We start from the raw sequence: 16,256 nt of genomic DNA on the forward strand, positions 1-16,256 counted from the left end.
TGAACAGACAACAAAAACTGTGTGAAAACAGGCACACTGTGCAATTTATTGGAGACTCTACATGAGAGCATCGGCATTTTATAGTCAACTACAAGAGCAGCTTGAGCAGGTAAAAGCAGAAGGCTTATACAAAAGCGAGCGTATTATCACGTCTTCTCAGCAGGCTGAAATTGCAGTAGCAAGTGGTGACTCAGTAATTAACTTCTGTGCAAACAACTACCTAGGTTTAGCGAATCACCCAAGCTTAATTGAAGCCGCTAAGTCAGGCTTAGATGCCCATGGCTTTGGTGTAGCGTCAGTACGATTTATTTGTGGTACACAAGACATCCATAAAACACTAGAAGCAAAAGTCAGTGAGTTCTTACAAACTGAAGATACTATTCTTTACTCTTCTTGTTTTGACGCAAATGCGGGTTTATTCGAAACTATTTTAGGTCCAGAAGATGCGATCATCTCTGACGCCTTAAACCACGCGTCAATCATTGATGGTGTGCGTTTATGTAAAGCGAAGCGTTTCCGTTACGCAAACAACGACATGGCAGCACTTGAAGAACAACTCATTGCCGCAACTGAAGCGGGCGCGAAAACAAAACTAATCGCAACTGATGGCGTGTTCTCAATGGACGGCGTTATCTGTAACTTAGAAGCTGTATGTGATTTAGCGGATAAGTACGACGCACTTGTGATGGTTGATGACTCTCACGCTGTTGGCTTTGTGGGTGAAAACGGTCGTGGTACACACGAATACTGCAACGTGATTGACCGCGTTGATATCATCACAGGTACTTTAGGTAAAGCACTTGGTGGTGCGTCAGGTGGTTACACGTCTGGTAAGAAAGAAGTGATTGATTGGCTACGTCAGCGTTCTCGTCCTTATTTATTCTCAAACTCTTTAGCGCCTTCAATCGTAACAGCATCAATTGCTGTACTTGATATGCTTAAAGACGGTAAAGCACTACGTGATCAACTTTGGGAAAATGCAGCTTACTTCCGTGAAAACATGGAAGCGGCAGGTTTTACCTGTGCAGGTAAAGATCACGCAATTATCCCTGTAATGCTTGGTGATGCGAAAGTGGCTGCAGCAATGGCTGACAAGTTATTAGCTGAAGGTATCTATGTAACAGGTTTCTCATTCCCTGTTGTACCAAAAGGCCAAGCACGTATTCGTACGCAAATTTCAGCGGCGCATACGAAAGCGCAGCTAGACAAAGCAATTGATGCCTTTACACGTATTGGTAAAGAGCTAGGTATCATCTAAATTTATTAAATAGCAATACGCTTATTAATACTGAAATTCGCCAAATCATAAGTATGATCTGGCGAATTGTTTTTTGCTTGGGACGTAACAATGAAAGCATTATCGAAATTAAAAGCTGAACCTGGGATTTGGATGACAGATGCACCAAAACCAGAGGTTGGGCACAATGACTTATTAATCAAGATACGTAAAACTGCGATTTGTGGCACAGACGTACACATTTATAAGTGGGATGAGTGGGCGCAAAACACCATTCCTACCCCTATGGTTGTGGGTCATGAATATGTCGGTGAAGTGGTTGGCATGGGTCAAGAAGTGCGTGGTTTTGAGCTTGGAGACCGCGTATCTGGTGAAGGCCATATTACTTGTGGTCATTGCCGTAACTGTCGTGCTGGTCGCGTACATTTATGTCGAAATACTATTGGTGTGGGTGTAAACCGTGAAGGCTCATTTGCTGAATATCTAGTTATTCCAGCTTATAACGCATTTAAGATCCCAGATAATATTTCTGACGAATTAGCTTCAATCTTTGACCCATTTGGTAATGCAGTACACACAGCACTGTCATTCGACCTAGTTGGTGAAGATGTATTGATCACAGGTGCTGGTCCAATTGGTATTATGGCTGCGGCTGTGGCGAAGCACGTAGGTGCTCGCCATGTAGTCATCACTGATGTGAACGAATACCGTCTAGAGCTTGCGCGTAAGATGGGTGCAACACGTGCTGTTAATGTGGCAGAAGAAAAGCTTGAAGATGTGATGGCTGAGCTTGGTATGACTGAAGGCTTTGACATTGGTCTTGAAATGTCAGGTGTACCAGTGGCGTTTAACTCTATGTTAAACAACATGAATCACGGTGGTAAGATTGCCATGTTAGGTATTCCACCATCGGATATGGCGGTTGATTGGAACCAAGTTATTTTCAAAGGTTTAGTGATCAAAGGTATCTATGGTCGTGAGATGTTTGAAACTTGGTACAAAATGGCAAGCCTTATCCAATCTGGTTTAAATCTTGACCCTATCATTACACACCAGTTCCATATTGATGATTTCCAAACGGGGTTCGATACCATGATCTCTGGTCAATCAGGTAAAGTGATCTTAAACTGGGACTAATAAAGTTCCATTTGTGTTAAAGGCGGCAAATGTCGCCTTTTTGTATTTTTGAGAAGTAATTTATGCCGTTTAAACATATTTCAGTTGCACAAACTAAAGCGCTTATGCAACGCGATGATGTCGTTATTGCCGATATTCGTGATCCAAATGCATTTTCTGCTGGCCACATGCCTGGCGCCATTCATTTATCAAATGCAAACATCGGCCAGTTTATGGTTGAGAAAGACTATGAGCAGCCAATCGTGGTGGTTTGCTACCATGGTGTGAGTTCACAAGGTGCTGCAAATTATCTTATAGAACAAGGCTTCGAAGACGTGTATAGCATGGACGGTGGTTTTACGCAGTGGGCGCTTGAGCAACCAGAGTCTGTGAGCCAATGATTTTATTAGGTCAACACTCAGAGCCTAGAGCCTTGCAAGGCGCAGCTGACTATTTTAAGAGTCAGGGGATCAAGGTTAAGTTGACCTATTTAGACAACCGCACTGCACAAGTGTGGGTATCAGAACAAGATGCTGAGCGTGCAACGCTGCTGTGGCAAGAGTTTCTAACTGACCCCTATCATGAACGCTATTTAGCGGCGTCATGGCAAACAGGTGATACCCAAGTAAAGTTTAACTACATGGGTAAAGATTTAAATCTTGCGAAGCGATTTGTCCGGTTGCATTGGTTTTTAAAGCTTACGTTTATTGTTTGCATCTCGGTTTTTGCAAGCTTTTTCTTTGCACAAAATCCGCAATCATGGCTTGATAAGTTACTATTTAATCCAAGAGAACCATTTTCATGGTTGACACCTTCTATCATTCACTATGGCGCATTACATCTTATTTTTAATCTGAGCTGGTGGCTGTATTTAGGCAATAAAATTGTGAAGCAAGTGGGTAGTTTGAACTTATTCTTACTATTTTTTATCTCTGCATTAGTGAGTAATTGGGCTCAGTATTTATTGGTTGATAACCGTTTTGGTGGATTAAGTGGGGTGGTGTATGCCTTGCTGGGTTTTGCATGGATCTACAGTACAAAACTGCCCGAAGAAAAGCAGTTAATCACTAAGCCAATCGTCGGTTTTATGTTGGTATGGATGGTATTAGGCTTTGCTAACGTGTTATTTATTAGTATGGCGAACTGGGCGCACCTATTTGGTTTATTAAGTGGAATGGCAATTGCTGTATTACAACTGCCAAACAAAAATCATAGCTAGTGGTAAAGGTATTTAGTAAACAATACTTCGCGGATAATTTCATCTCCGGTTTCATCTTTAAGAAGCTTTTTTAATTTTTCCGCACAACGCTGACGAATTTCTTCACGGCCAGTTAGTGATTTAATAGTCTCTTCTGGTTCCTTGCTTAAAATCTGCACAATAGCGTCACGAAGCAGCGGTGTGTGGTGCTCTACAATGGCAATATTCTTCATATCATTTAACATTAAATCAACGGTAACACGAATGTATCCCAACTTCTTACTAGATTGCCTAATATAGTTGGTGGTGATGTCAGGTTCAAAACCAAAGTAGCCAACATTTGCTTCTGCACGAACAGAGCTGCTGCTAAAGGTAAGTAGGAATATAGCAAAAAGGCTTAAGAGCATCTTCATAGTGAGCGAAGTTCCTGTTATTAAAACTTTCTTTAAAGTCAATTGTATATGTATTTTATGTAAATTTATACTGTGTGGTCCGCTTTTAACAAGTATAGAAATTACTCAGAGAGTTTTCGATAATTCCATCATTAAAAATGTAATAGCATGGCTAAAAAGCATAAAAAAGGAAAACCTAAACTTTGTGGCTGTTGTGAGCAATGTTATGATGTGCTGGTTGTAATTTAAGTAAGATTTTATTTTGTTGAAACCCCCTATTTCTATTGATTACTCATGGCGAAGCTCGCTTTGTGAGTTAGCAGTTCCTGCGGCTTTAAAACCGATATTAGGTGATACAGGGTCACTGACAGCGCGTTTAAAAAGTAAAAGTGAAGACTTTAAAGTGTTACTTTTGAATGAGCAGCCCATCAAAGCCAAGCTACTAGGCAATGAATATGGTGATTACATTTGTAGAGAAGTATTATTGCTGTGTGATGATGTGATACAGGTGTATGCGCAAAGCTGGATCTCTCTTCCAGCTTGTGAAAAAGGGGTTGAGCAACTAGGTGAAACTCCTTTGGGGGAGGTTTTATTTCAAAATGCGTTATGGCAGCGCTCAGAGTTAGAAGTAGCTGAAGTGGAGTCACGAGAAGAGTTGGCTCAATTACTTAATCGTTCTGACATTAAGAGGATGCCTATATTTGCGAGAAGACGTATTTTCTCTCAATCAGATGCACATGTGATGGTGTGCGAAGTCTTTTTACCTGAGGTTTTAGATGCAACTTGACGCCTTAAAGTGGCAACATCGTGAAGCTTATAAGCAGTTGATGAGAACCGATAAGCCGATTGGAACTTTGCTATTACTCTGGCCGACTTATTGGGCGCTTTGGCTGGCGAATGGTGGCTTGCCTAGTTGGCATCTATTTGTGGTCTTTTCGTTAGGTGTCTTTGTGATGCGCAGCGCAGGTTGCGTTATTAATGACTTTGCTGACCGCAAGATTGATGGGGCAGTAAAGCGAACTGCTACTCGCCCTCTGGCATTAGGTAAGGTGTCTGCTGGTGAAGCACTAAGTTTATTTCTAGGCCTTATATTAATTGCTTTTGTGCTTGTGCTCTCGCTGAATTGGCAAACAATTGTTTTATCTTTTGGGGCATTAGCACTTGCATCATGCTACCCGTTTATGAAGCGTTACACACATTTGCCACAAGTGGTACTAGGCGCGGCTTTTAGCTGGTCTATTCCTATGGCTTTCATGGCTTCTCAACAGCAAGTACCTATGATTGCTTGGTGGTTGTTTGCGGCTAATTTAATTTGGACTGTAGCCTACGATACTATGTATGCCATGGTAGACAGAGATGATGACCTAAAATTAGGGGTTAAATCTACGGCCGTGTTATTTGCCGATAATGACAGGGTCATAATTGCAGCGCTAAATATTACTTTTGTTGGGATTATGGCGGGTATTTTTGCAAGCCAATCATTATCTGCTTTTGCATATTTTGGGTTAATTGCAGCAAGTGGTTTTTTAATTTTTCAACAAACGCTTATTCATGAAAGAGTTCGAGAAAACTGTTTTAAAGCATTCTTAAATAATCATTATGTAGGAATGGTGGTATTTTTCGGGTTAGCCGTTGCTTTATGGAGTAATTAAGCAACCAGAATCATCTAAAAAAGTAATAAAAAACCTGCTAAAAGCAGGTTTTTTATCTATTTACAAATTACACTGATAGTGCGCGCCTTTGTTCAAATTGCTCAATTAAGCTTACTAATTCTTTGATATTAGCATCTTCGCTTAGTGTGTGGTTTGTTCGAACTAAAACCTGCTCAGTTGGGATGTCTTTATTGGTTTTAATCAATACAATATCAGACTCTTGAGCAACTAATTTGGAGTGCTCAATACCAGCGATAGCAAAGAGTTCACTATTTTTGATATTGCTCAGCACCTCATTAATGTTGCCGACTTTCATTGATGTTGCTTTGTTAAAGCTATCAGCCGTTTCATTTAACATATGCTGGATATGTCTAGATTGGGATAGACAACCAAACATAGGGTATTTTACTAACGCTTGTTTTGTCACAGTATCGTTATTAAGCAGTGGGTGATTTTTTGCAACAAACATGATGAGTTGATCAGGAATATATACATCAGAGCTGGCCAATTCTGCAGAGTGCATGCAAACACTGATATCAATCTCACCTAGTTGCAACTTATTAGTTAAATCGGACTCATCTAGCATTTGCATTTCAATTTTTACACTCGGGTGATGTGCTAAAAATTGACCGCAAACTACGGGGACAACACTGCTCATTTGCTGTGTGTAACCAATGACAACTTTGGTATGGTCACTGCCAAAAAGACTTTGTTTAATATTCTTCTTAGCACTTTCAAGTTCGTTTAAGGTTGTTTTGCAGTAAGCTAAAAATAACTCGCCTTGTTCAGTTAAACGAACAGAGCGTGTGGAGCGCTTTACTAACTCACAACCAATTTCATCTTCAAGGGTTTGAATGCTTCGGGTGAGGGCTGAAGTACTAATATTAGTTTGTTCAGCGGCTTGGCGAAAATGTCGTAAATTGCCTAGAGCAACAAATTGCTCAAGTTGTTCAAATCTCATTTGAAATTCCTTTTAATTTCAACGGCTCGTATAGAACTACGTATTTACCCAATAGTAATACAAATAGCAATAAGGGTGAAATACTTTTTTACATTAAACTTACAAATAACTAATCGGGATAACTATCTCGGATAATTATAAACTCATCTAAGTTATTTATAAATAAATCAACAAGTTTGGGATCGAAATGCTTACCTTTTTCCGATTGTATCAGTGAAATAACTTTTTCTAAAGGCCAAGCTGGTTTATAACAGCGATCACTGCCTAAAGCGTCAAAAACATCAGCTAACGCAGTAATTCGACCAACAATATCAATATCTTGGCCACTTAAGCCTTGTGGGTAGCCACGGCCATCCCATTTTTCATGATGATGATAAGCGATTATTGCACCGCATTTGAGAATTTCATTACTTGAATTATGGAGGATCTCGTACCCGACTTGTGCATGAGTCTGCATAATTTCCCACTCTTCAGGGGTCAACTTTCCAGGTTTATTTAAAATTATGTCCGGAATACTAATTTTGCCAATGTCATGTAAAGGAGAAGCAAGTTTTATAATTTCTGATTGGTAGTCATTCAACCCATACAGCTTGGCTAATAGTTGACTGTAATTAGCAACGCGTTTGACATGAGAGCCCGTTTCTTTGGAGCGTTTTTCAACGGCTTCTCCTAAAATATACGAAAGCTCTTTTTGTGACTCTTTGACTGTTTCTCGTAATTTAATGTTGTCATAAGCTAGTGCAATATTATTGGCAAAGAATGCTAACAGTTGGCAATCAGTTTGCTGTAACGCGGAATCTTTACTCACATATAGCATGGTTTCTCCTCCACTTTGCGAAGGAAAATAGCCAATGTATTCGAATTCAGTTTGCAAAGAATGCTTGTTATTGTGCGTTTCCATGAAAAGCTGTTTTACATTAGCAGGGATTGCCTCCGTGGTCGGTTCTACGCCTTCTCCAGATGTGGCTAACAACCTAAACTGTTCGGCTTGTGCTCCTTGATTATTCACAGCAGCAGCACAATATATGTCACTTGAAGATAGCCCCATTACGTCAGAAACATGAGCAAGTATTGTGGAAGCGAACTCACGAACGCTGTTACATCTTAAGAATGAACCTGATGCATCAATTATTCGTTCAAGGCCAGCTTTATGTTTGGCAATAGTTTGGATATCTCGGTGGGAGCGAAGCGCTGAATAGAGTAAGGTTTTGAGCTTGACCGCGGTTAACTCAGTTTTATTCTTATAATCATTGATATCGTAATCTCGTATCACGGCTTCTTCAGGGGCTTCGCCAGGTTGTCCTGTCCGGAGTATTAGGCGTATGTCATGATTTCCTATATCTTGGCGAATATGTTTTATCAGGTCTAGACCAGCATGATTACTTTCCATCACGACATCAATTAAACCGACAGAAATATTTTTTTCCTGATTTAACACCTCTATGGCCTCTTTGGCCGAGTAGGCATGATGAAATCGCAAAGTTTTACCTTCAAACTCGAAACCAGATAGTACGAGTTTCGTAACTTGATGGATATCTTCTTCATCATCAACCACGAGTACATCCCAGCAGTCGTCAATATTACTCTGCGCTTGGTGCTCTTGATTTAAATTTTCATCAGAAAATAGGAAATTATCCACACTTCACCCTGTCTATACTTATTCAAAATGAGTATAGACAGGAAAGGGCAAGCTTGCTCAATTAAGCAACGGGCTTTTTTTCGATATTTTGCAATTCTATTTCAATGGCATCACATGAGATGTGAATTTCATAAAGTGAAATAATTAATGAAGCAGTTAAGCAGCATAAGCTTACCCCAAATAAAATGATGCCAGGTAATTGTTGGGCGATGAATAGGCTAAACATAGATACAGTGCAGAGTAAAAATGAAAACACGCCCCAAACCTGCATGGCGCGAATTAATTTGATGCGCTTTTTCAGATTGTCAATTTGTGCTAACACAACTGGGCGATTAGTGCTTCCTTCTCTGGCGTTTAATTCTCTTATCAATTGTGCAAGCACTAAAAAGCGATTGGTATATGCTAATAGTAACAATGATATGGCAGGAAATAGCAGTGCGGGTGTTGTTAGTGTCATAGCCGTTTTAACTTAAGGTCTTTTTAATATTTATTATGACAGATAATCTTTGGCAATGGTGTGAAGTTTTTAACTCAGATAATGTGATTGAAGCGCATTTGATAAAAGGGTTACTGGAGCAAGCAAATATAGATGTTTTGCTCAAAGGGGAGGCGTTACAAGGTGCACTTGGAGAAATTCCGCTAGATCAAGCAAAGGTTTCTGTGTGGGTTTATAAGATAAAATTGCGCCAAGCGCAGGAATTATTGGTAAACTACCAACAACAAGAAAAAAGCACTGAATGGCAATGTCCTGAGTGTGACGAATTTAACGGGCCAGCTTTTCAAGCATGCTGGCAATGTGGAAAAGATTATGAGTAAAGCGAATAACTTTCAGCGAATTAGAGAGTTAAATTATTTACAAAAGGCGGTGCTGGCTGCTGCGGTTTTAGAGCGTATGTTGCCTAACTACGAATTGTTCAGTGAAGCCACAGAATTTGGTGATGCCAGTACGTTACGCAGTGCGTTAAATGTGTGTTGGGAAAAAATCTTATTGCCAAAAAGTAAGATCAGCTTAGAAAAGCAAATTGAGAAAATTGAACCGAATGTACCAGAGTTAAACGATTATCCGATGTTCGGGACTTACCCCGCCATTGATGCAGCAACTGCTTTACTTGGCTTAATTCATGGTTTAATGGCCAAAGATGAGCATGAATTTGTGAGTGTTGCGAAAATTTCACAAGCAACCGTTGCGCGTTATGTTGAGCTATTGATCGAAAGCGAAGGACTAGAACCTGAAAACAAACTGGTTCGTGAACATCCTTACATGCAATATGAAATTGACGTGTTAAGCAAGATGATTGAATTCGTTGAGAGTATGGGTCGTATCAGCAGCGACAGTGTGAAAGCGCTTAAGCAACAAGCTATCGCTGATGGTCAAACTAATATCGGCATTGCAATTTAACGTAAAGATTAAGAGATTGGAGAATTATTGATGCGCATTTTAGGCATTGAATCATCTTGTGACGAAACGGGAATTGCAATTTACGATGATGAGCAAGGGTTACTAGCCCATAAACTTTACAGTCAAGTAAAGGTACATGCTGATTATGGCGGTGTTGTACCAGAACTGGCTTCACGAGACCATGTTCGCAAAACCATTCCACTGATTGATGAAGCTTTTAAAGAAGCCGGCTGCGGTCCCGAAGACATAGACGGTGTTGCTTATACTGCTGGGCCTGGTTTAGTAGGGGCGCTATTAGTAGGCACTTCAATTGGTCGCTCATTGGCATTTGCTTGGAGTAAGCCTGCAGTTGCAGTGCACCATATGGAAGGGCATTTATTAGCACCTATGCTTGAAGACGAACAACCAGAGTTCCCTTTTGTCGCACTACTTGTCTCAGGTGGCCACACCATGATGGTGAAAGTCGCAGGTATCGGTGAATATGAAGTGCTAGGCGAATCAGTTGACGATGCCGCAGGTGAAGCATTTGATAAAACTGCTAAATTATTAGGTTTAGATTATCCTGGCGGCCCGCTACTGGCAAAAATGGCAGAGAAGGGGACGTCTGGACGTTTTACTTTCCCGCGACCTATGACAGATAAGCCAGGCTTAGATTTTAGTTTTAGTGGTTTAAAAACCGCAGCAGCCAAAACCATTCGTAGCGAAGGTGATGATGAACAGACTAAAGCTGATATTGCTCATGCATTCCAAACAGCAGTTATTGATACGCTAGCAATTAAGTGCAAACGTGCCCTGAAAGAAACGGGTATTATACGTTTAGTCATTGCCGGTGGTGTGAGTGCAAACACAGAGCTACGTCAAAAGCTTGAACGCATGATGCAAGGCATGAAAGGGCAGGTGTTTTATCCTCGTACTGAGTTTTGCACTGATAATGGCGCTATGATTGCGTTTGCAGGTATGCAGAGATTAAAAGCTAAGCAATACGCAACGTTAGACATGAAAACGCAGCCGCGTTGGCCGATTGAAAGCTTACCACCGCTGTAAGACTTTAAAGCTAAGCTTTCTTCTTACCTATTTTTGGCTCTTTCCCTTGAAGGAGCCTTTTTATATTGGCGCGATGACGAAAGATAATCAGCACAGTTAGAAAACTTACTGGCACAGTATAAATCGGTTTGATCAGCCAAGTATAAAACGGAGCCAAAGCCACAGTCACAATAGCGCCAAGCGATGAATATCGAGTAAACCAAACCACAGTGGCCCATGTTGCAATCAACAGTCCACCTAAGCTTAATCCGATTGGTAAAAGTGCTCCAAACGCCGTCGCAACAGCTTTTCCTCCATTAAAATGAAAGAACACCGGGTAGATGTGACCAAGGCAAGCAGCGACAGCTATCGCGCCCAACCAGTTTGGCTCTACACCTAAAAAGTAAGCGCCCCAAACAGGAATGGTACCTTTCAAGATGTCGAAGGTGAGTACTAAAGCAGCAGGAAGTTTTCCGCCTAAACGAAGCACATTGGTTGCGCCTGGATTATTTGAGCCAGAAAAGCGAGGGTCGGGTAACTTGAATAACTGACACACGAGCACTGCAGACGATACAGAGCCAATTAAATAGGCACATATGCAGATTAACGTAATTAACACAGGTTTCCTTATTTTGTCTTCAGCGTATTTCGGCTATCATTTCCCGATTCGAATGTAACTATATAAGTTACTAATCTATTTGTCACAGACAAAATACCAAAGTGGGGCGTGAATGGATAAGGTCTATATTTCTCAGCTACATGTTGAAACTATTATTGGCGTGTACGATTTTGAGAAAGAAAGTAAACAAAGTTTGTACTTTGATGTGGAAATGCTGACTGATATTCTAGCTGCAGCGCAGAGTGATGATATTAACTTAGCAGTCGATTATGCAAAAGTTAGCGAAGATATAATTACGCATACCACAGCCAAACCAGTTGAATTACTTGAAACCTTAGTTGAGCAACTCGCAGCATTGATTTTAGAGAAATACAACGTCACACAAGTGACGATTAAGGTGAGCAAGCCCGCAGCAGTGACTGCAGCGCAAACCGTTGGTGTTGAGATAACTCGAGTTAAAGACATCTAATATGGCGCAGATTTTTATTAGCTTAGGCTCTAACGTAGACAGAGAAAAACATCTACTTGCGGGCTTAAATGCCTTGATTTCACAATTTCCTGACTATCAGCATTCTAGTGTCTTTGAAAGTGAAGCCGTTGGTTTTAATGGTAATAACTTTTTTAATTCTGTCTTTGCTGCACAAACAGATATGCCGCTTGAGCAGGTGTGTGCTTTACTCAAGCAGATCGAAAGAGACAATGGCCGAACACCATCAGATAAAAAATTTAGCCCACGCACGCTCGATCTCGACCTACTGTTTTATGATGATGTAATTTGCGACACACCTGCACAATTGCCTCGTGATGAAATAACTAAGAATGCGTTTGTATTAAAGCCATTGGCTGAATTAGCACCGCATTTTTATCACCCAGTAGCCAAGCAAACCATAGGTGAACTTTGGCAAAATTATGACAACTTAAATCAAAAGCTATGGAAAGTGGAGTTTTAACCCATGAGCATTATAGAAATTATTGTGTTGGCCCTAGTACAAGGTCTGACAGAGTTTTTACCTATTTCGAGTTCAGCACATTTAATTCTGCCGTCACAGGTATTGGGCTGGCAAGATCAAGGTACGGCCTTTGATGTCGCTGTTCACGTTGGCACCTTGTTAGCAGTAATTATCTACTTTAGAAAAGAAGTCGTAGATATTTTAAGCGCGTGGTTTAACTCATTTGGTGCACAAGGTAAAAGAACTGAAGACAGCCAGCTTGGCTGGTGGATCATTTTGGCCACCTTACCGTCATTGGTTATCGGTTACTTATTAAAAGATTTCGTAGAAGTATATTCTCGAAATGCATGGATCATTGCCACAACGACCATCGTATTTGGTTTACTGCTCTGGTATGCCGATGCTAAAGCGAAGCAAATCAAAACCATTTATCAAATTAACTGGGTAATGGCACTTTTGATTGGTTTGTCGCAAGTGGTTGCTATGTTATTTCCAGGCACATCACGTTCAGGTATTACCATGACAACGGGTCTATTGCTTGGCTTGAATAAGCAAAGTGCAGCGCGCTTCTCTTTCTTGATGTCTATTCCAGTTATCGCTGCAGCGGGTTCATACTACATTTATAAGTTGTCTACAGGCGATGAACTGATTGATTGGAACGCGATTATTTTTGGCGCGGTGTTATCTTTCATTGCGGCTTATGCGTGTATTTACTTTTTCTTAAAAGTGATTGAGAAAATGGGTATGTTCCCGTTTGTAGTTTACCGTTTACTATTAGGTCTTGGCCTATTTGCTTTTTTAATGTGGTAAATGTTATTTAAGCTTATAAACATGAACTTCAAGACAGCGCTTCGGCGCTGTTTTTTATGTCTAAAACAAAATAGTAAGTAATATCTTGAGAGGCGAGGCCTCAATTAAACTTTTTCCTTATAAGCTCTGGCAACAATGATCAGACTCTAGAAATAGCATGGTGCGAGAGCCGTTTTCTATCGGCAATAAAAAACGCCTCTGAAGAGGCGTTTTGAAATACTAACTTCTAATTAGATTAGAAAGTGTATTTAGCACCGATTGATAGGCGGCGACCTTTCACGTCGAAGAATTCACCTTCATCGTAAGCAAATGGGTTACGTGGTGGTTCGCGGTCTAATAGGTTGTTAACACCTACACGTAACTGTAACTCATCCATTAGGTACGTTTTGTACATAAAATCAAACGTTGTGTAAGAAGGAATGTCGTTATAGTTGTTATCTTCAGCAGTCCAGTCATTGTCTTCGACTGTAGCGTGTCGATAGTTTACAGTCAGCACATATGATGAATCATCTTGAGCATAAACTGTGCTTAATCGGCCTTTCCAACGAGGAGATGCTGTCTCACCAACATAATTACGGAAATCTTCTTCACGTCCAGTTGAGTTTTGGTTGTCATCGATTAGATAAGTAGCCGTTAACTTAACTGATAGGCTGCCATTGAACACATCGGTGCGGTAAGCTGACTCGAAGTCCATACCTTTCTTCGTGATTTGTGCTGCGTTGATTGGACGCATGTAGAAGTGAGTAATATTGCCTGTTTTCTCATCGCGCTCAAAATTACCACAGAATGGATTATCTAATGAAGATGATTCATAACATAATTCAACACTGTCACGACCAAAATACTCAATCGCACCATCAACCTCAAATGACCAGTAGTCCATAGTGAAGTCCAAGCCATCTACAAATGAAGGCGTGTAAATCACACCAATTGTGTAGTCGTTTGATACTTCATTTTCAAGATTTTGGTTACCTTGAATATAACCTGGTAGACTACCACCTGATAGCCAATCTGTAGAAGGCATCCAACCCTCAGCTAAGCCATCGGCTTGACAGTTTTTGATGACGTTCGCTTTGTACTTGCTACCAGAGCTTTCAATTGAATCGGCACGACATACATCCGCACGACCTGAGCTAAATGTTTTTGAATTTGGTGTGAATAAGTCACCAAGGTTTGGTGCACGAACTGATTTTGAACGGTTTAAACGAACACGAAGTTCTTCAGTTACACCCCAGTTTAATGCAAGTTTCCAAGCAGTGTCAGAACCAGTTACAGAGTAGTCCATGTAACGGAACGCAGTCTCAAATGTTAAGTCTGTTGCTAAAAACGCATCTTCTAGAAGAGGGATTGAGATTTCAGCTGATAACTCATCTACTTCAATTTCACCATTCATAGGTAGGCTTGAATTACCGAAAATTAAGCCTTTTTCCATATTTTGAGATGGATTTGTCGTTGCAGATTCACGACGGTGCTCCGCTGTGAATGCAGCAGCCACATAGCCTGCAGGCAATTCATATAATGCCCCATCAACCGTTAATGCAAATACAACTTGGTCATGCTTTGCAAAACGTGTTGCGGTTGTTGCAATGTAATCTTGCTGAGCTGCTGTTGCAGATGTTGCGCCCATAGTATTGAACGGTGTACAACCTTCAATAGCACCAACCACATTGCCTTCCGCATCACGATCTGCACATACGATCTGACCGTTATACTCTACGGCATCAATTGCGTTCGCAAGGTTTTGTGTTAATACTTCACCTGTCCAAAGCGTATCTTGCTCGATACGACCATATTGAACGTATGTGCTGTAACCCCAGTCATCAGTTAAGTAACCTTCAGCGCCAAAAGAAGTACGGAATACTTCACGCTCTTGGTTGTACATACGGTCACCCCAAAGGTGTTCGTTTGCTTGACGAAGCGTTACAGAAGTAAGCTCATTGTCGTCCATTAGTTTCGCCATATCATCTTTGATGAATGCGTTGTCGCGACGAATGGTGTGGCGGAAGAAAGCTGGTGAGCTTTCAGTTGTTGCGTCTGTGTTTGAGTAAGTGAAGTCAAACGTTAATGCATGCTCATCATCTAGCTGATAAGTACCGTAGGCTGATGCAATTACTCGCTCAAGTGGCGTTTGGAAATAAGACTTGTATCCGTCACTGAACACGCCATCACCCATGTTATTAGCATCAGTGAAATAACGATTTGCATCACGACCAACACCAGGGTTAGGTACCATGCCTAGGCCATTATCGAATGCTTTGATATTACCATTCTCATCGAACGTGTAGTGATGGTTTACAAAATGGTCCGTAGTAAAGCCTTTAGGTGCAGGCTTTGTGAAGAAATCCCCACCTTCTGAGTAGTATGCTAATGCTGTTGGTTTACCTAGAATGACACGATCTGGAATACCGTCTTCACCACCTGTGTTTTCAGGGTTACCGTAGGAGTTTACAGGGTTTGCAAAGAAATCACGGCTTAACTTAGTGTAGCTTTCATTTTCTGTGTAGTTTAAAGAAGCAATGAAAGATAGTTTGTCTTCTTCCATACCACCAGTGATTGAGAAGTAGTTAGACTCACCACCACTTTGCTCAGGACGAACCGTTGAAAAATCAACTTCGATGCCGTCCATAGATTTTTTAGTAATAATGTTCACAACACCAGCAACAGCATCAGCACCGTATACTGCAGCAGCACCACCAGTGGCAATTTCGATACGCTCGATCATTGATGTAGGGATGTTGTTTAAATCAACAGCTGTGTCACCAACAGAGCCTGGTACAAAACGTCGACCATTAACAAGCACTAAAGTACGCTCTGAACCTAAACCACGAAGGTCAGTTGTATTAAGGCCTGAAGCATAAATGTAGTTAGTCGTTGTTTCAGGAGAAAGACCAACTGTCGCTTGCGGCATTTCTTCAAGCAGGTCGTTTACGTTTGTAATACCTTGGTTTTCTAACTCAACACCACCGATCACGGTCACTGGTGTTGGTGAGGTTAGATTGAAGCGCTTGATTTTAGAACCAGTAACTTGGATACGTTCAACTTTTTGTTCTTCAGTATTTGTGTTTGCAACAGCAACAGAGCTTGCAGCTGTGCCTGCAAGCAAGGCGGCATGAATACCAGCTGTTAATAGATTTAACTTTTTCAACATATAACCTTTTTTATTTGCTTTGAATCTCACATGCATTGCATGTGCCTTAGGTCAGAGCTGTTTTTAGCATAACTAATTGTTACATTTGGTACTTTCTTTGGTTGTGTTACTT

Annotated in this window: 18 protein-coding genes; 12 read left to right on the forward strand and 6 right to left on the reverse strand. The window is 40.9% G+C overall.

Annotated features, from left to right (window positions below):
* Positions 1-61: 61 nt before the first annotated feature.
* From CWB72_RS02590 to glpG, 4 genes are all read left to right on the forward strand, one after another.
* Positions 62-1,258: a glycine C-acetyltransferase gene (locus CWB72_RS02590; RefSeq protein WP_058028993.1), complete on the forward strand. Its 1,197-nt coding sequence runs from the start codon at positions 62-64 to the stop codon at positions 1,256-1,258.
* A 90-nt stretch (positions 1,259-1,348) separates the two neighbouring features.
* Positions 1,349-2,374 carry an L-threonine 3-dehydrogenase gene (tdh, locus tag CWB72_RS02595; RefSeq protein WP_138567173.1) on the forward strand — a complete coding sequence of 342 codons (1,026 nt, stop codon included), beginning with the start codon at positions 1,349-1,351 and terminating at the stop codon, positions 2,372-2,374.
* Between the two features lie 62 nt (positions 2,375-2,436).
* Positions 2,437-2,754, forward strand: a complete 318-nt coding sequence (gene glpE, locus CWB72_RS02600; protein ID WP_130255890.1) for a thiosulfate sulfurtransferase GlpE — start codon at positions 2,437-2,439, stop codon at positions 2,752-2,754.
* Complete coding sequence (glpG, locus tag CWB72_RS02605; protein WP_138567172.1) at positions 2,751-3,572, forward strand: rhomboid family intramembrane serine protease GlpG; 822 nt, start codon at positions 2,751-2,753, stop codon at positions 3,570-3,572. Before glpE ends, glpG begins: the two co-directional genes overlap by 4 nt.
* On the opposite strand, the gene CWB72_RS02610 is transcribed toward glpG, so the two are convergent.
* Positions 3,569-3,964 carry a flagellar basal body-associated protein FliL gene (locus tag CWB72_RS02610; protein WP_130255888.1) on the reverse strand — a complete coding sequence of 132 codons (396 nt, stop codon included), beginning with the start codon at positions 3,962-3,964 and terminating at the stop codon, positions 3,569-3,571. The genes glpG and CWB72_RS02610 overlap by 4 nt on opposite strands.
* Before the next feature lie 241 nt (positions 3,965-4,205).
* Between CWB72_RS02610 and CWB72_RS02615 the strand changes: the two genes are divergently transcribed.
* Positions 4,206-4,730, forward strand: coding sequence for a chorismate--pyruvate lyase family protein (locus tag CWB72_RS02615; RefSeq protein WP_171037206.1), 525 nt, complete (start codon positions 4,206-4,208; stop codon positions 4,728-4,730).
* Positions 4,720-5,595, forward strand: a complete 876-nt coding sequence (ubiA, locus tag CWB72_RS02620) for a 4-hydroxybenzoate octaprenyltransferase (RefSeq protein WP_130255886.1) — start codon at positions 4,720-4,722, stop codon at positions 5,593-5,595. Before CWB72_RS02615 ends, ubiA begins: the two co-directional genes overlap by 11 nt.
* 67 nt (positions 5,596-5,662) lie before the next feature.
* Here the strand turns inward: ubiA and CWB72_RS02625 are convergent, their stop codons facing one another.
* From CWB72_RS02625 to CWB72_RS02635, 3 genes are all read right to left on the reverse strand, one after another.
* A complete protein-coding gene (locus CWB72_RS02625) occupies positions 5,663-6,556 on the reverse strand; it encodes a LysR family transcriptional regulator (RefSeq protein WP_138629053.1) in 894 nt (297 codons plus the stop codon).
* A 109-nt stretch (positions 6,557-6,665) separates the two neighbouring features.
* On the reverse strand, positions 6,666-8,195 hold the full coding sequence (locus tag CWB72_RS02630) for a DUF3369 domain-containing protein (protein WP_138629055.1): 1,530 nt from the start codon (positions 8,193-8,195) through the stop codon (positions 6,666-6,668).
* 61 nt (positions 8,196-8,256) lie between these two features.
* Complete coding sequence (locus tag CWB72_RS02635) at positions 8,257-8,652, reverse strand: DUF2721 domain-containing protein (protein ID WP_138567167.1); 396 nt, start codon at positions 8,650-8,652, stop codon at positions 8,257-8,259.
* 35 nt (positions 8,653-8,687) lie between these two features.
* Between CWB72_RS02635 and CWB72_RS02640 the strand changes: the two genes are divergently transcribed.
* The 3 genes from CWB72_RS02640 to tsaD are packed head-to-tail and all read left to right on the forward strand — an operon-like array spanning position 8,688 to position 10,638.
* The gene (locus CWB72_RS02640; RefSeq protein ID WP_130255882.1) at positions 8,688-9,011 is read left to right on the forward strand and encodes a putative signal transducing protein; all 324 of its coding nucleotides are present in this window, start codon (positions 8,688-8,690) and stop codon (positions 9,009-9,011) included.
* Positions 9,004-9,594 carry a YjaG family protein gene (locus tag CWB72_RS02645; protein WP_138629057.1) on the forward strand — a complete coding sequence of 197 codons (591 nt, stop codon included), beginning with the start codon at positions 9,004-9,006 and terminating at the stop codon, positions 9,592-9,594. Before CWB72_RS02640 ends, CWB72_RS02645 begins: the two co-directional genes overlap by 8 nt.
* A 30-nt stretch (positions 9,595-9,624) precedes the next feature.
* Complete coding sequence (tsaD, locus tag CWB72_RS02650) at positions 9,625-10,638, forward strand: tRNA (adenosine(37)-N6)-threonylcarbamoyltransferase complex transferase subunit TsaD (RefSeq protein ID WP_138629144.1); 1,014 nt, start codon at positions 9,625-9,627, stop codon at positions 10,636-10,638.
* A 10-nt stretch (positions 10,639-10,648) separates the two neighbouring features.
* Here the strand turns inward: tsaD and plsY are convergent, their stop codons facing one another.
* Positions 10,649-11,236 (reverse strand): glycerol-3-phosphate 1-O-acyltransferase PlsY, encoded by a 588-nt coding sequence (gene plsY, locus CWB72_RS02655; protein WP_138629059.1) that lies wholly within the window; start codon positions 11,234-11,236, stop codon positions 10,649-10,651.
* Positions 11,237-11,348: 112 nt separating this feature from the next.
* On the opposite strand from plsY, the gene folB reads away from it, so the two are divergent.
* From folB to CWB72_RS02670, 3 genes are read left to right on the forward strand one after another with little or no spacing between them, the layout of a single operon-like run.
* Positions 11,349-11,705 (forward strand): dihydroneopterin aldolase, encoded by a 357-nt coding sequence (gene folB, locus CWB72_RS02660; RefSeq protein ID WP_138629061.1) that lies wholly within the window; start codon positions 11,349-11,351, stop codon positions 11,703-11,705.
* Position 11,706: 1 nt separating this feature from the next.
* Positions 11,707-12,186, forward strand: coding sequence for a 2-amino-4-hydroxy-6-hydroxymethyldihydropteridine diphosphokinase (gene folK / locus CWB72_RS02665; RefSeq protein WP_138629063.1), 480 nt, complete (start codon positions 11,707-11,709; stop codon positions 12,184-12,186).
* 3 nt (positions 12,187-12,189) lie between these two features.
* A complete protein-coding gene (locus tag CWB72_RS02670; protein WP_138629065.1) occupies positions 12,190-12,996 on the forward strand; it encodes an undecaprenyl-diphosphate phosphatase in 807 nt (268 codons plus the stop codon).
* Between the two features lie 235 nt (positions 12,997-13,231).
* Here CWB72_RS02670 and CWB72_RS02675 read toward each other — a convergent pair whose 3' ends face one another.
* A complete protein-coding gene (locus CWB72_RS02675; RefSeq protein ID WP_138629146.1) occupies positions 13,232-16,144 on the reverse strand; it encodes a TonB-dependent receptor domain-containing protein in 2,913 nt (970 codons plus the stop codon).
* Between the last annotated feature and the right edge of the window lie 112 nt (positions 16,145-16,256).

Source organism: Pseudoalteromonas phenolica, from assembly GCF_005886345.1.
Taxonomy (GTDB): domain Bacteria; phylum Pseudomonadota; class Gammaproteobacteria; order Enterobacterales; family Alteromonadaceae; genus Pseudoalteromonas; species Pseudoalteromonas phenolica_A.

Excerpts from the sequence above, each read along its gene's own strand:
- CWB72_RS02635 (WP_138567167.1), bottom strand. The coding sequence starts at position 8,652 with ATGACACTAACAACACCCGCACTGCTATTTCCTGCCATATCATTGTTA.
- CWB72_RS02610 (WP_130255888.1), bottom strand. The coding sequence starts at position 3,964 with ATGAAGATGCTCTTAAGCCTTTTTGCTATATTCCTACTTACCTTTAGC.
- CWB72_RS02640 (WP_130255882.1), top strand. The coding sequence starts at position 8,688 with ATGACAGATAATCTTTGGCAATGGTGTGAAGTTTTTAACTCAGATAAT.
- folB (WP_138629061.1), top strand. The coding sequence starts at position 11,349 with ATGGATAAGGTCTATATTTCTCAGCTACATGTTGAAACTATTATTGGC.
- glpE (WP_130255890.1), top strand. The coding sequence starts at position 2,437 with ATGCCGTTTAAACATATTTCAGTTGCACAAACTAAAGCGCTTATGCAA.
- CWB72_RS02675 (WP_138629146.1), bottom strand. The coding sequence starts at position 16,144 with ATGTTGAAAAAGTTAAATCTATTAACAGCTGGTATTCATGCCGCCTTG.
- CWB72_RS02645 (WP_138629057.1), top strand. The coding sequence starts at position 9,004 with ATGAGTAAAGCGAATAACTTTCAGCGAATTAGAGAGTTAAATTATTTA.
- CWB72_RS02625 (WP_138629053.1), bottom strand. The coding sequence starts at position 6,556 with ATGAGATTTGAACAACTTGAGCAATTTGTTGCTCTAGGCAATTTACGA.
- ubiA (WP_130255886.1), top strand. The coding sequence starts at position 4,720 with ATGCAACTTGACGCCTTAAAGTGGCAACATCGTGAAGCTTATAAGCAG.
- tsaD (WP_138629144.1), top strand. The coding sequence starts at position 9,625 with ATGCGCATTTTAGGCATTGAATCATCTTGTGACGAAACGGGAATTGCA.
- glpG (WP_138567172.1), top strand. The coding sequence starts at position 2,751 with ATGATTTTATTAGGTCAACACTCAGAGCCTAGAGCCTTGCAAGGCGCA.
- folK (WP_138629063.1), top strand. The coding sequence starts at position 11,707 with ATGGCGCAGATTTTTATTAGCTTAGGCTCTAACGTAGACAGAGAAAAA.
- CWB72_RS02590 (WP_058028993.1), top strand. The coding sequence starts at position 62 with ATGAGAGCATCGGCATTTTATAGTCAACTACAAGAGCAGCTTGAGCAG.
- tdh (WP_138567173.1), top strand. The coding sequence starts at position 1,349 with ATGAAAGCATTATCGAAATTAAAAGCTGAACCTGGGATTTGGATGACA.
- CWB72_RS02670 (WP_138629065.1), top strand. The coding sequence starts at position 12,190 with ATGAGCATTATAGAAATTATTGTGTTGGCCCTAGTACAAGGTCTGACA.